We start from the raw sequence: 12,997 nt of genomic DNA, 5'->3' as shown, positions 1-12,997 counted from the left end.
CTTTTCTCAGCTCCTTTCAGGCATACCTGCATTATAAATGAAATATCAGCCTTTTTTGTCTAAAATTTCAGAAAATGATTCCTTTGGTACACATCAACATCCGGAATATAGAACGATGGATGGCCATCATCACATGTAAATAGTTAGTTTTTCCCTATAAAAAAACATTCAGCCTGGCTGAATGTTTTAAGGGCAGCATATGGCATTTTACGAATCAGAAGCGGGCAAGCGGTCTGACAGATCAAGGAGCTCTTCAGAAAAATCGCTTCCTTTCATCGGTACACCGTGTCCTGTCAACAATGCAGCCGGTTTTAATCCTGCCAGCTTCCGAACCGATTCTGCCGCTTTTGTCCAGTCCATTGTGAAATAAGCCGGCGGTCCGTTCAGCTCCTGCTTTTGAATCGCCACTTCAAATAGAGACTCCTGCTCAACAGTTGTAACGGCGTCTCCTGCGATCAAAGTTCTGTCCGACTGCCGGAAAAGCGAAACATGCCCCGGTGTATGGCCCGGCGTCTCAACCCATTTCCATCCTTCCAGAAATGGAAGCGAACCATCTTCATTTAGCTGCTTTACATGGGACGAAATGTTGATGGAGTGCCTCGGAAATAACGGAGACATCTTTGCAACCAGCCCGCTTTTTACTTGCGGTTTGGCAGGCGGATAATCGGCTTTTCCCGTTAAATAAGGCATTTCTTTCTCATGGGCGTAAACTGGAACCTGCCATGTTTCGAGAAGATCTTCCAAAGCGCCGACATGGTCGAAATGTCCATGCGTCAAAACGATTGCTTTTAGCCGAAAATCGCCGAAACGCTCCTTCGCCTCTCTTAAAATAAATGGAGCGGACTTGGGCATTCCGGCATCGATTAAAACGGCTTCCCGCGAATTAGGATCGAAAACAAAATACACATTGACGATTTGCACCGTCAAACCGAATACACCTTCGGCATACTCCTCCAAGACCCCGCTGTTGATGGACGTCAAAGGCATGTAAGGATCACTCATTATATTCACCACACTCACTTATCATATATTTTATTACTTTGCACATTTGACTGGAGGATATGCATCGATGAGCACCTTTGAAAAAATGAAGGAGGGACAAACCAATGGCAGATGATCAGTGGTTTACTGTGACAAAGCTTGATGAATGCACATATGCGATCAGCGAATACGGGCATTGGGAAAATGTACACTCTTATTTGCTTATTGGGGTGAAGGAAGCCGTTTTAATTGATACAGGTCTTGGCATCGGCAGCATGAAGACGGTAACGGACGGTCTGACCGATCTGCCGGTGAGCGTCATCACAACCCATGTCCATTGGGATCACATCGGAAGCCACGGTGAATATCAGCGCATTTACGTTCATGAAGCTGAGAAAGAATGGCTGACTGACGGAATCAAAGGGCTTTCGATTGAGCAAATTCGCCGTGATGTCTCGCGAGATATCACCAAGCCTGTTCCGGCCGGCTTTTCCCCTGAGACATACACCCCGTTCAGAGGCAAACCGTCGGGAACGTTGCAAGACGGCGATACGGTCGGCTGCGATTCAAGGCCGCTTATTATTTATCATACGCCTGGACACTCCCCGGGGCATATTTGCATCTTTGATCCAGCGTCAGGCTACTTGTTTACCGGCGATCTGCTGTATACCGGAGCTCCCATCTATGCATTCTATCCGACGACTGATCCGGCTCAACTGGTTCAGTCGCTTGAAAAAGTTTCGGCTATCGAGCGCGTAAAAAAGGTTTTCGGCGGGCATCATCAGCTTGGCCTTGATCCCGACATTTTGCAGGAAGCCGGGCATGCGGCCCAGCATTTGAAGAAGCATGGTCTGGCAAAGCATGGCACAGGCATGCACCGATTTAAGAGCCTGAGCTTTCAGTTTTAACTAAAAAAGATGATTGCCCGGCCGGGAATCATCTTTCTCGCTTTCCTCAAAAATGCAGACCTTTCCTGCGGGAACCTGATCCTTTAGCTCCAAACATGAAAGACATCAGGCAAAAACCAATTACACCGCCGGCCGTATTTAAAATTAAATCGTCCACATTAAAGGTTCTCGCCATTATTAATCCAGTCACAGATAGCACAAGCTGGAGACTCTCAATCAAAAAGCTCGTCAAAAAAACAAAAACTGCAGCTTTTTTAAGCGAAGTTTTTCTCCATAGAACGGAAAGATACACACCTAAAGGAATGAGCAATAAAACATTAAAAAATGTAAGCTTGACGGAATTCCAGAAAAACCAATCAAATCCGCTCTGCTGATACATTTGCACCCATTCAGCGACAAAATAAAACGGAATGAGCTGAATGTTCATTTGAGCGTATGCCGGCTGCGGCGGAATGTTGATTCCGCCTATCGTATAGTGATAAACAACGCTCAAATAAACAATAAAACTGGCAAACACCATTTTTCTAAACAAACTTGTCTTTTTTCGGTTTTTCACAATGTCGTACAAAAAGTAGACGATTGCATACATGAAACCGAGCAGCATGAAATCAACTGACCAAAACATTAAAATTCACACCTTTATTTTTAGTCACTATACTAACAAGTTTTGTTGATTTTCACCATAGCTCATAAACACTAATTACCAAACTATTCTTCCTTAGTTTTTAAAGCGTCAGAAATACTTATTTTTTTCAAGACAAAAAATAAGAAAGATAGTGAAACCAAAGATAAAGTACTTGTGAAAGTAACTGAATAAAAATAATATTTGAAATAATCATAAATATTATGGTTTTCAGGCATTGATAATGTAAGAAAAAGAATTATTGTTCCGCTTAAAAGAAAAGCTAATATTAAATAGATAGTCATTTCAATTATTAGGTCTTTCAAGACTGCTGTGACACTTTTTCCAAAGGCCCGATTAATTGCAATTTCAGCTTTTCTTTGAATGATTCTAGAATACATTGTTGCAGCCAATGTTAAAACAGAGTAAAATGCAGTAACCGCAAATAACACAGACCCAAGTATGGAAAGATAATTAGAAATTGACTCAAGTCTCTTATTATCTTCTGTTTCTGAATAATACAGACTTCCAGGAATTGAGGAAACCATTTGTTTCGTCTTATTAATAATCCCCTTCTTTTTTTGTTTAGAAATTGAATGGTCAGTATATATTGTCAACTCTTTATAGCCATCAAAAACCCCAATTTTTTTAGCCATTTCTTCATAAATTAAAACTGTAATTCCCTCACGTTCTTGGGAAATCTGATTTTTTTTCATCAAGTAAGGAGACAAGATAATTCGTTCTACTTTCAAATCCCAATTTTCAAATTTTGGTTTTTTTTCATCAGAATATTCAATCCTGCCGATTTTCACTTCGTCTCCATTTATAATTTTATTATTCATTTCTTTTTGATTTATTTCAGGAAAGAAAATAAAGGCTGATCTTGATTTTTTCACTTTCCTCACGGAACTTTCATCAAAACTATACATGCGTTGGAGATGTTTAAGTTCACTGTCATTCACTAATACAAAATTCACGTTAGGAATAGGTATAAGATTATTTGGTACTAAATTATCAATTGTGTCCTCAGATATTTCAACATTTATATTTTCCGGCTTATAGGTACTTATCCAAGATTTAATTTTGGGTGAAAGTTGTTGTTTGGTTAGGAGCAAGGTGCTCCCTAGTGAGTTTGGAACTTTATCAATATAAACAACTCCTGGCAAGCGTTGAAGATCTTCTACACTTTTATAATCAAAAGAAACAGATTGATTGGTTTCGATAATATAGCCATTTACATGTTCCTCAGCAGTCAGTTGCTTAGATGAAAGTATAAAATCCGGTGTTGTTTCTTCGGATTTTTCAATTGTTTCATCGGCTATTAACTGTGTAAAGAAAAAAATCATGATCGAGAAAGACAGTATAACAATAAATAATATAGAAGATTTCCATCGAAACGTAAGTTGAATCACCAAAGACTTCATTTTAAAAGGAAACTTTTCTATAAATTGATAAACACGGTATCCTTTTGCTATAAACGGATTCCCTTTTAAATTCGTATGAATTGTTTCTTTGTTTATTTTTTCCGTTACAATTAGTGCTGTTATACATAATGAAAAAAATAATAAGGTGAGCCAAATCGTGACGAAAAGAGTAGATTCCAACAGAGGTGAAGAACTGTAGTTTTCAGTACGATATGTTTGATAATTTAATATCTTTTTCAAGTACACCCCAACAGGAAAAGATATTAAGAAACTCACTAAAACAATAATGGTACTCTGAAAAAAAACAAGAAGCCTTATATGATTTTTTTTTGCTCCATGGGATCTCAGTATCGCAATTTTTTGTCGGTAATTCTGATAGAACACCTCAAATATTCGAAAACAGCAACACAACGAACCAAATATTAGAATGATTGAAAAAAATAAACATATATAGAAAATCCTATTATAGTTTTTATATCCTTCATTAAAAAGATGCTCATTTTCATATAATTGTTCAGGGCTAGACAAATGTTGCTCGAAATTTTCATTTATTTCTTGTTCGATCTTTTCTACATTTTCATTTTGAAGTGAAAAAATAAAGCTATTTTGTATATCAATGTGCTTATCTGCATTAAATTTTGTCGGACTTATAAAAATATTTGGATATGTATTCTTTCCTTTTTCTATATTTATTGGAGTAGACCAATTTGAGGAATAGTTATTCACAATACCTACTATTTGATAAACTTCCTCAACAGCACCTATTTTTAATTTAACATCCGCTCCAATAACGTCATTCGTTTTAAAAGAGTCAGTTAAAAATGATTCAATGGCAATCTCATTTTTGTGTACAGGCATCCTCCCATGTAAAATATGTATATGCCCTAATTCTAAAGCACTTTTGTCAAACCATCCAATAGATGCTCCGACTGAAGATTCATTAAAATCTTCAGTGTAACCAACTAAAAAAATTCCTCCTCCTTTTTTTACACTATGTATTCCTTTTAACTCTTTGAACTCCTTTTCATTGAGATTGTTAATTATAGCATGATGCTCACCATATTTTTCATAGGCCTTTTCTTTTGTGTATTTCAGAATTTCTTCTGTAGCGCTGTTCACCATAATAAGAAAGACCATTGATATAGAGATTATTAAAACCATTAAATAAGATATTTTTCTTCTTTGGAACAACGACTTAAAAGCTAATTTAACCCAAAACATATTTCAACACCTTTATAAAGTTTTGACTCGTCCATCTTCAATTAAAAAAAGCTGATCTGGCCTCTCTATCAAGTTCTCTTCGTGTGTAACAATCACTAATGTTTTATCAAATTCTTTGCATAAAGAAACTAAAAGTTCAATAACTTTTTTTGCGTTTTTTTGGTCTAGATTACCAGTAGGCTCGTCCGCAAAAATGATTTCTGGATCATTTGCCATTGCTCTTGCAATAGCAACTCTTTGTTGCTGACCACCTGACAGTTGGAAAGGAAAGGATTTCAACTTGTGCCCAATCCCTAGAATATTTGTCATTTTTTTAATGTCCGAAATGTCTTTTTTCTTTTTATTAATCATTAGTGGCAGGATAATATTATCAAACACTGAAATTTCAGGAATCAAATGATAATTTTGAAAAATAAAACCGAAATTATTACCTCTAATATTAGCTTGTTCAAAATCCTTTAATTTGTAAAAATTTTTCTGTTTAAACCACACATGGCCGTTGGTAGGTTCCTCCATGCCACCAAGAAGACTCAGCAAAGTTGTTTTACCTGATCCACTTTTCCCTAAGATTACATTAATTGAACCCTTGCTTATAGAAAGAGTAGTAGGGTGCAACGCATTAAATAATGAAGCACCCTCTCCATATGATTTTGTTACTTGATTTGTCGATATTATAATTCTATTATCTTGTCTCATAATATTCCTATTGTTTAATCCTTCCTCCACCTTTTATATTAATTCCGTAATCTGAATATGTGTGCTTCGTAACATTAACTCTGTAAGTTCCTTTAGCCACTTTTCCTACATTTTTGCTATAACTTTTTCCAGTGGTTAGTCTACCAGTACTGTAGCTAGTAAATACTCCTTTGCTAATTGTGACAGTATATTTATGAGTTTGTGACAGAGTTTCACCAGTTTCAGCCTTAATAGTTCTTGCATTAGCAGTTATAGTGGTAGATTTATTGCTTAGTTTATGCTTAGCTTCTCCAGTTACTGCTGATCGAATATTGAAAGAATATGGCTCATTATAAGCTAAACTCACCGTGCTAAAGCCGAAAATAGAGACCAAAGCTACAACAGAGAAAGTAACTAATATTTTCTTTCTCTTTAATAACCTTTTCATAAATAATCCCCTCTTCCTTTTTATCTTCTTTTTTGATTGTCCAATCAAAAACAGATCTGTCATATATTAGGTTAATATTCAAAATAATATAAGTCAATACATAAATTGGATTTTTATATCCATCATTTGTTTCAAAAGAAATGATTAATATAAAACGGATATATTATGATAGAGAGGCTAATTCCAGAGCTTTTAATTTAAATACGACTTTCAACCCGCAAAGTGTGGAATTTCAAATCAACAGCTTCAAAATGTACATAAAAAAAGGACAGGATCTCTCCTGCCCTTCATTTTACCATATACCCAACAATTTCCACCATAAACCTCCGACAACAAGCCATGTCACAATATGAACAATCGACAAGATGAAGCCGATTGACCACCATTTGCTTTGCGGAATATAGCCGGCCCCGAAAAAGACGGGAGCCGCTCCAGCTCCGTAGTGCGTCGTCGAAGCAAAAAGGTTGCTGAAAAACGCAAGGCTTAATGCTGCGAGGAGCGGCGGAGCGCCTGCAGCGATGATCACGGCGAGAAAGGCCGAATACATCGCGCTGATATGAGCGGTTGCACTCGCAAAGAAATAATGCGAATAATAGTAAACCACAATTAAAATGAGAAATGCGCTGACCCAGGAGAATCCTGAAACATACGATTTCATTGCATCGCTGAACCAGCCGACCATGCCGAGTTCATTCAAGAAGCTCGCCAGCATGACGAGCGCGGCAAACCATGTCAGCGTATCCCATGCGCCTTGCTCTTTCTTAATATCGTCCCACGTCAGGACCTGTGTCAAAAGCAGGACGGCTAAACCGATCAATGCCGTTGTTGTCGCGTCAATATTCAGGTTGCCGCCGAAAATCCATAAAAAAAGGACGAGCAAAAAGACCGCGACCATCGAGAGTTCCGATTTTTTGAACGGGCCCATTTCTTTCAGCTTCTCTGTTGCGATTTTCGCCGCATCAGGCGTTTCTTTCACCTCAGGCGGATACAGTTTATAAATGACAAGCGGGGTGATGATCAAGCTGACAAGTCCCGGGACGATGGCCGCCACAGCCCAGCTTGTCCAGGTCAGATTCACACCTGCCACATCATGGGCAAGTTTGGCAATCAGCGGGTTTGCCGCCATAGCCGTTAAGAACATTGCTGAAGTGATCAAGTTCCCCTGAAAGCCCACCTTCAGCAAGAAAGCGCCGATGCGCCGTTCCGTGCCGTCCTTGGGCGTCGACTGAAAAGTTTCGGATAACGAACGGATAATCGGAAAGATAATTCCCCCGGCCCTAGCGGTATTACTCGGGATTGCCGGCGACAAAATCAAATCGCTGACAAGGAGTGAATACGAGAGTCCGAGTGTTTTTTTGCCGAACATCCGTACAAACAAATAAGCGATTCGCGCGCCTAAACCGGTTTTAATGAATCCCCGTGAAATAAAAAAGGCAATGACGATCAGCCAAATCGTCTTGTTTCCAAACCCGCTGAGCGTATCTTCAATCGACAGCGTTCCGGTGAGCGCCGTGATCGCCAATGCGAATACGGCGATTGCCCCCATCGGCAGCGGTTTTGAAATAAAGCCGATAATCGTTGCCACAAAGATTGCAAATAAGTGCCATGCTTTCGGGTCCAATCCGGCGGGCGACGGAATAAACCAAATAACCGCTCCGACTAAAATCGTGACCGCAAGAGGAATGATGTTCAGTGCTGATTTTTGTTCTGCATCTTTTTCTTTAGCCACAACCTTTTCCTCCTATTCATATCGTTTTCGGTTATTATTCTACTCCTTTCCAGCCATCATTCAAATTTTATTTTATTAAAAAAACTGCCGACCATGTCGGCAGTCTGCAATTTATACCCAGGATTTCACTTTTTCATGATCCGTGACGAAGAGGAGGACTTTTCCTTCATCAAGCTGCTTCTCGAATTGTTCTGCTTCCTGTTTTGAAAAGCCGATCTCATGAATTTTATTGCGGAGTTCGTCCCCTTTTTTGTTGAAGATATTGCCGACGGCATTTTTAATGCCTGTCTCTTCGGCTCCGATCGTATTGGCATCCGCGTTGTCCGCAAGTCTCTCAGTACGGTCGTCATCATGTGATAGAACGTAAATATCTTCTCTAGCAACTCCGATTTCCCTAAGTTCCTCAACATCCTTCATCAGTTTTTCATCATTGGTATATTGTCTTACTACCGGTTTCATATGAATCTCCTCCCTTTTTTCATGTTGTATTTAAGACTTACCCTTTGTTCACGCACCTAAACGAATGAATGCTCTGTCATGACATTTTCATTTCAATGTTACAATTGTTATAAATTTTCAGATAAAACGTTTGAAAGGATTGACATTTCAGGTACATTAATAAATAGACAAGGCTTTTAGATGGGGTGATTGAAGCGTGTATTATTTTTCACCGGAACAGCAATATAACGCATGGATTATTAGTGATTTGGTCAAGCAGATTTTTTCAAGAGAAGGTCATCAAGAAGCTGACACTCATCGATTTGAATCATTTGCTGCCAGACGATTCGGCATTAATATCGATTACGTCTTTTCAATCATCATGAACATCGGCGATCCGGAAGAAAGGCGAACGGCAAGCAGCACCGAAGACCTCCTCTCTTCGTATCTACTGTCATTGCTTCCTTTTATCACAAAAGACATGTTTCAATTTTCAAGGGAAAATGCGAATCAATATCTTTTAAATGAAAGAAATGCTGATGTTTTTCATCTTTTTCTGCCCGATTCTGTGCCGAAGAAAACCTTTCGTGCAATTCGCTGATCTTTTGCTAAACCTCTTTTTTACGTGATAAGTTATAAGTAAAAGGAGGAATCATCATGACGCAAAAACAAATTGAACTCGCAAGACGTCCGCAGGGCATACCTGTTATGGACGATTTTCGCATAAAAGAAACGGAAATTCCGGAAGCAAAAAACGGAGAAGTGCTTGTAAAAACGCTCTATGTCTCAGTGGACCCTTATATGAGGGGAAGAATGCAGGATACGAAATCCTATGTCGAGCCATTTCCACTTGATGAAGTGATCACCGGGGGCGTGATCGGCGAAGTGATATCTGCAAAAGGAGACAAGCTCAAAAAAGGGGATATTGTTTTGGGCCGCTTGGGCTGGCAGGAGTATTCAGCGGTTCGCGAAGACGATCTCCAGAAAATCGATCAGTCCCTCGCGCCTGTTACCGCTTTTCTTGGGATTCTCGGCATGACCGGTTTGACGGCTTATTTCGGGCTTTTGGACATCGGACAGCCAAAAGCCGGTGAAACGGTTGTTGTCTCCGGAGCCGCCGGAGCTGTCGGCTCCGCCGTCGGACAAATTGCCAAAATCAAAGGGGCGAGAGTCGTCGGTATTGCGGGCTCTGACGAAAAAACAGCATACTTAAAAGAAAAGCTCGGTTTTGATGAAGCAATCAATTATAAAACAACGGAAAATATAGCTTCAGCGCTTGAACAGGCTTGTCCGGACGGTGTCGATGTTTACTTTGACAACGTCGGAGGCACGATTTCAGATGCCGTCTTTACCCTGATCAATAAGTTTGCACGAATTCCGGTCTGCGGGGCGATTTCTTCTTATAACGTCAAAAGCACAGAAGATGATATGGGACCGCGCGTACAAACGGCTTTGATTAAATCAAGCGCCCTGATGAAGGGATTTGTCGTCAACGATTACCGGGACCGCTTTCCTGAAGGAACCAAACAGCTCGCCGAATGGGTAAAAAACGGGCAGCTTCAATATGAGGAAACGATAACAGAAGGTTTCGAGCGGATACCTGAGGCATTTTTAGGCTTGTTTGAAGGAAAAAACCTCGGCAAACAGCTGATCAAAGTTGCCGATTCCGACAATGCCTGAGCATTCATACAAAAATTGGCCTGCCGGCGGCAGGCCAATTTCTTTATTTTTCAATAATCCGTCCTCTTTCATACACGATCCGCTGAAGCGGGATTTCAAGCTTCTTCGCCAGCTTTTTCAGCCTTTCCTCTTCAATGCGGTTGACAAGGCTGATCACGGTTCCTTCATTCCCCGCTCTTCCCGTCCTTCCCGACCTGTGGATATAGCCTTCAACGTTTGGCAAATCGGCGTGGATGACATAAGGGAGATCTTCGATGTCGATCCCGCGCGCTGCGATATCGGTCGCAAGAAGCAGTGTGAACTCGCCTGCCTCAAATGCCTGCAATGTTTTTGCACGCTCGATTTTTTTCGCCTCGCTGTGAAGAACGCCGATGTCCACATGATGAAATTTGAGCTTTTCGGCATATACGTTTAAATTGCCGATGTCTTTGACAAAGACGAGCGCCTGCATGCCTGGAAGCCGCGAGAATTTCTGCAGGATTTTCACCTTATCCCGCTGGTCGCATACGAGAAATTGATGTTTGACTTTTGCCGATTCTTCTTTCGACCTCTTGATCCTGAGAACTTCCGCTTCTGTCGTCATGCCGCGGAGCTCGCGTTCGGCATCGTCTTTTAAAGTCGCCGAAAAACAGAGAAGCTGCCTGTCGCGGAGCGTCGATTTGATGATGCTTTGTATCGTCCCGCGATGCTCCGGTGTAAGCAGGTGATCGGTTTCGTCAAGGACGATCATTTTCACTTCATGCATTTTCAGCTTTTTCATTTTAATCAGCTCAAATACGCGTCCAGGTGTGCCCGCAATGATGTGCGGGTGTTTTTTCAGCTTTTCCTGCTGTTTTTTGACATTGGCGCCGCCGATCAGGGAAGCGGCCCTGATATCAGAGCCTTTTTTCCATTCGACGATCACATCAAAAATCTGCATGACAAGCTCGCGGGACGGAGCCAGAATCACAGCTTGCACGTTCTTTTGATCCGCCTTCAGCTTTTCCAGAATCGGCAGGACGTAAGCGAGCGTTTTGCCCGTTCCAGTCGGCGACTCGGCGATCACGTCACGCCCGTCCAAAATCAGTTCGACTGCGTTTTTTTGGACATTCGTCGGCTCTTGAAAGCCCGATGCCTTCCAGTTTTCTTGAATAAACGGTTTTGCTTTATTTAAAAATGGCCATCTTTCTGTCATGTTTTTCTCCTTTTATCAGGTTGATTCTGCTCCTAGTATCTCAAAACAAAAGCGGCTGCGCAATTTTTCTTTTATTGTTCCCTCTGAGTTCGATATAATCTTATAGAATACAGATTATATTTTGAGGTGCAAAACATGAGTTTACTTACAGTCACAAAGCTGAGCCACGGTTTTGGCGACCGGGCGATCTTTCATGATATATCCTTTCGCTTGCTGAAAGGCGAACATGTCGGTCTCATCGGAGCAAACGGCGAAGGAAAATCGACCTTCATGAATATCATTACAGGCAAACTTGAGCCTGACGAAGGAAAAGTGGAATGGTCCAAAAAGGTTCGGGTCGGCTATCTTGACCAGCATACATCACTTGAGCGCGGACAAACGATCCGCGACGTGCTGAGAAACGCTTTCCATTATTTATTTGCGATGGAAGAAGAAATGAATGCCATCTACACAAAAATGGGCGAGGCCGACCCCGATGAGCTTGAAAAGCTTCTCGAAGAAGTCGGAACGATCCAGGATGCCCTGACCAACAACGATTTTTACGCGATTGACGCAAAAGTTGAAGAAATCGCCCGCGGCCTCGGGCTCAACGATCTCGGCCTTGACAGGGATGTCGCGGATTTGAGCGGCGGCCAGCGGACAAAGGTGCTGCTTGCCAAACTGCTCTTGGAAAAGCCCGACATCCTGCTGCTCGATGAGCCGACAAACTATCTGGACGAACAGCATATCGAATGGCTGAAACGCTATTTGCAGGAGTACGAGAACGCCTTTATTTTGATTTCTCACGACATTCCGTTTTTAAACAGCGTCATCAATCTGATCTACCATGTGGAAAACCAGGAGCTGACTCGCTATGTCGGCGACTACAACCAATTCCGCGAAGTATACGAAGTGAAAAAACAGCAGCTTGAAGCAGCCTACAAGAAACAGCAGCAGGAGATTTCAGAGCTGAAAGACTTCGTCGCCCGCAACAAAGCGCGCGTCAGCACAAGAAATATGGCGATGTCCCGACAAAAAAAGCTCGATAAAATGGATATGATCGAGCTCCCTTCGGAAAAACCGAAGCCTGAATTTCACTTTAAACAAGCAAGAACATCCGGAAAGCTGATTTTTGAAACGAAAGAGCTCGTCATCGGCTATGATGAGCCGCTGTCCCGCCCGCTGAACTTGAGAATGGAGCGGGGACAAAAAATCGCTCTGTACGGAGCCAACGGCATCGGAAAAACAACATTGCTGAAAAGCCTCCTGGGGGAAATTTCACCTCTGTCGGGAGAAGTCGAACGCGGCGAACACCTTCATATCGGCTATTTCGAGCAGGAAGTCAAAGAAACCAACAACAACACATGCATAGAAGAAGTGTGGAACGACTTTCCGTCCTTTACACAGTACGAAATCCGCGCGGCCCTGGCGAAGTGCGGACTGACGACAAAGCATATCGAAAGCAGGGTTTCCGTATTAAGCGGCGGGGAAAAAGCAAAAGTCAGACTATGCAAGCTTATCAATTCAGAAACAAACCTGCTTGTACTCGATGAACCGACAAACCACCTTGATGTTGAAGCAAAAGAAGAATTAAAAAGAGCTTTGAAAGAATACAAAGGCTCCGTCCTGCTCATCTCTCACGAACCTGAATTCTATATGGACATCGCGACAGAAACATGGAATTGCGAGTCATGGACAACGAAAGTTTTATAAACAAA

12 protein-coding genes are annotated in these 12,997 nt (G+C 41.4%); 4 read left to right on the top strand and 8 right to left on the bottom strand.

Going from position 1 to position 12,997, the window contains the following annotated elements:
• Window positions 1–207 precede the first annotated feature (207 nt).
• Window positions 208–1,002, bottom strand: coding sequence for an MBL fold metallo-hydrolase (locus tag MKX80_RS04150; protein WP_182069027.1), 795 nt, complete (start codon window positions 1,000–1,002; stop codon window positions 208–210).
• 104 nt (window positions 1,003–1,106) lie between these two features.
• On the opposite strand from MKX80_RS04150, the gene MKX80_RS04145 reads away from it, so the two are divergent.
• Window positions 1,107–1,889, top strand: a complete 783-nt coding sequence (locus MKX80_RS04145) for an MBL fold metallo-hydrolase (RefSeq protein ID WP_268299646.1) — start codon at window positions 1,107–1,109, stop codon at window positions 1,887–1,889.
• A gap of 46 nt (window positions 1,890–1,935) precedes the next feature.
• On the opposite strand, the gene MKX80_RS04140 is transcribed toward MKX80_RS04145, so the two are convergent.
• From MKX80_RS04140 to MKX80_RS04115, 6 genes are all read right to left on the bottom strand, one after another.
• Entirely contained in the window at window positions 1,936–2,514 is a 579-nt protein-coding gene (locus MKX80_RS04140; protein WP_154994192.1) for a VanZ family protein, read from the bottom strand.
• Window positions 2,515–2,597: 83 nt separating this feature from the next.
• Window positions 2,598–5,156 (bottom strand): ABC transporter permease, encoded by a 2,559-nt coding sequence (locus tag MKX80_RS04135; RefSeq protein ID WP_182069033.1) that lies wholly within the window; start codon window positions 5,154–5,156, stop codon window positions 2,598–2,600.
• A gap of 12 nt (window positions 5,157–5,168) precedes the next feature.
• On the bottom strand, window positions 5,169–5,852 hold the full coding sequence (locus MKX80_RS04130; RefSeq protein WP_216931129.1) for an ABC transporter ATP-binding protein: 684 nt from the start codon (window positions 5,850–5,852) through the stop codon (window positions 5,169–5,171).
• Between the two features lie 7 nt (window positions 5,853–5,859).
• Window positions 5,860–6,279: a hypothetical protein gene (locus MKX80_RS04125; protein WP_154994188.1), complete on the bottom strand. Its 420-nt coding sequence runs from the start codon at window positions 6,277–6,279 to the stop codon at window positions 5,860–5,862.
• A 292-nt stretch (window positions 6,280–6,571) separates the two neighbouring features.
• Window positions 6,572–8,008 carry an anion permease gene (locus tag MKX80_RS04120; RefSeq protein ID WP_268310970.1) on the bottom strand — a complete coding sequence of 479 codons (1,437 nt, stop codon included), beginning with the start codon at window positions 8,006–8,008 and terminating at the stop codon, window positions 6,572–6,574.
• A 111-nt stretch (window positions 8,009–8,119) separates the two neighbouring features.
• The gene (locus MKX80_RS04115; RefSeq protein WP_003179714.1) at window positions 8,120–8,467 is read right to left on the bottom strand and encodes a general stress protein; all 348 of its coding nucleotides are present in this window, start codon (window positions 8,465–8,467) and stop codon (window positions 8,120–8,122) included.
• 196 nt (window positions 8,468–8,663) lie between these two features.
• Between MKX80_RS04115 and MKX80_RS04110 the strand changes: the two genes are divergently transcribed.
• Together MKX80_RS04110 and MKX80_RS04105 are read left to right on the top strand one after the other, a co-directional pair.
• On the top strand, window positions 8,664–9,047 hold the full coding sequence (locus MKX80_RS04110) for a DUF3212 family protein (protein WP_154994184.1): 384 nt from the start codon (window positions 8,664–8,666) through the stop codon (window positions 9,045–9,047).
• A gap of 50 nt (window positions 9,048–9,097) precedes the next feature.
• Entirely contained in the window at window positions 9,098–10,126 is a 1,029-nt protein-coding gene (locus MKX80_RS04105; RefSeq protein WP_268293248.1) for an NADP-dependent oxidoreductase, read from the top strand.
• Window positions 10,127–10,169: 43 nt separating this feature from the next.
• Here MKX80_RS04105 and MKX80_RS04100 read toward each other — a convergent pair whose 3' ends face one another.
• Window positions 10,170–11,300 (bottom strand): DEAD/DEAH box helicase, encoded by a 1,131-nt coding sequence (locus MKX80_RS04100; RefSeq protein ID WP_268310971.1) that lies wholly within the window; start codon window positions 11,298–11,300, stop codon window positions 10,170–10,172.
• Window positions 11,301–11,435: 135 nt separating this feature from the next.
• On the opposite strand from MKX80_RS04100, the gene MKX80_RS04095 reads away from it, so the two are divergent.
• The gene (locus MKX80_RS04095) at window positions 11,436–12,992 is read left to right on the top strand and encodes an ABC-F family ATP-binding cassette domain-containing protein (RefSeq protein WP_020450520.1); all 1,557 of its coding nucleotides are present in this window, start codon (window positions 11,436–11,438) and stop codon (window positions 12,990–12,992) included.
• Window positions 12,993–12,997: the final 5 nt, after the last annotated feature.

This window comes from Bacillus sp. FSL K6-0972 (assembly GCF_037976035.1).
Taxonomy (GTDB): domain Bacteria; phylum Bacillota; class Bacilli; order Bacillales; family Bacillaceae; genus Bacillus; species Bacillus haynesii.
This window is presented reverse-complemented; position numbering and strand designations above follow the sequence as displayed.

Bases quoted from the DNA above. Each gene is read 5' to 3' on its own strand.
- MKX80_RS04150 (WP_182069027.1), bottom strand. From the start codon at position 1,002: ATGAGTGATCCTTACATGCCTTTGACGTCCATCAACAGCGGGGTCTTG.
- MKX80_RS04145 (WP_268299646.1), top strand. From the start codon at position 1,107: ATGGCAGATGATCAGTGGTTTACTGTGACAAAGCTTGATGAATGCACA.
- MKX80_RS04140 (WP_154994192.1), bottom strand. From the start codon at position 2,514: ATGTTTTGGTCAGTTGATTTCATGCTGCTCGGTTTCATGTATGCAATC.
- MKX80_RS04135 (WP_182069033.1), bottom strand. From the start codon at position 5,156: ATGTTTTGGGTTAAATTAGCTTTTAAGTCGTTGTTCCAAAGAAGAAAA.
- MKX80_RS04130 (WP_216931129.1), bottom strand. From the start codon at position 5,852: ATGAGACAAGATAATAGAATTATAATATCGACAAATCAAGTAACAAAA.
- MKX80_RS04125 (WP_154994188.1), bottom strand. From the start codon at position 6,279: ATGAAAAGGTTATTAAAGAGAAAGAAAATATTAGTTACTTTCTCTGTT.
- MKX80_RS04115 (WP_003179714.1), bottom strand. From the start codon at position 8,467: ATGAAACCGGTAGTAAGACAATATACCAATGATGAAAAACTGATGAAG.
- MKX80_RS04100 (WP_268310971.1), bottom strand. From the start codon at position 11,300: ATGACAGAAAGATGGCCATTTTTAAATAAAGCAAAACCGTTTATTCAA.
- MKX80_RS04095 (WP_020450520.1), top strand. From the start codon at position 11,436: ATGAGTTTACTTACAGTCACAAAGCTGAGCCACGGTTTTGGCGACCGG.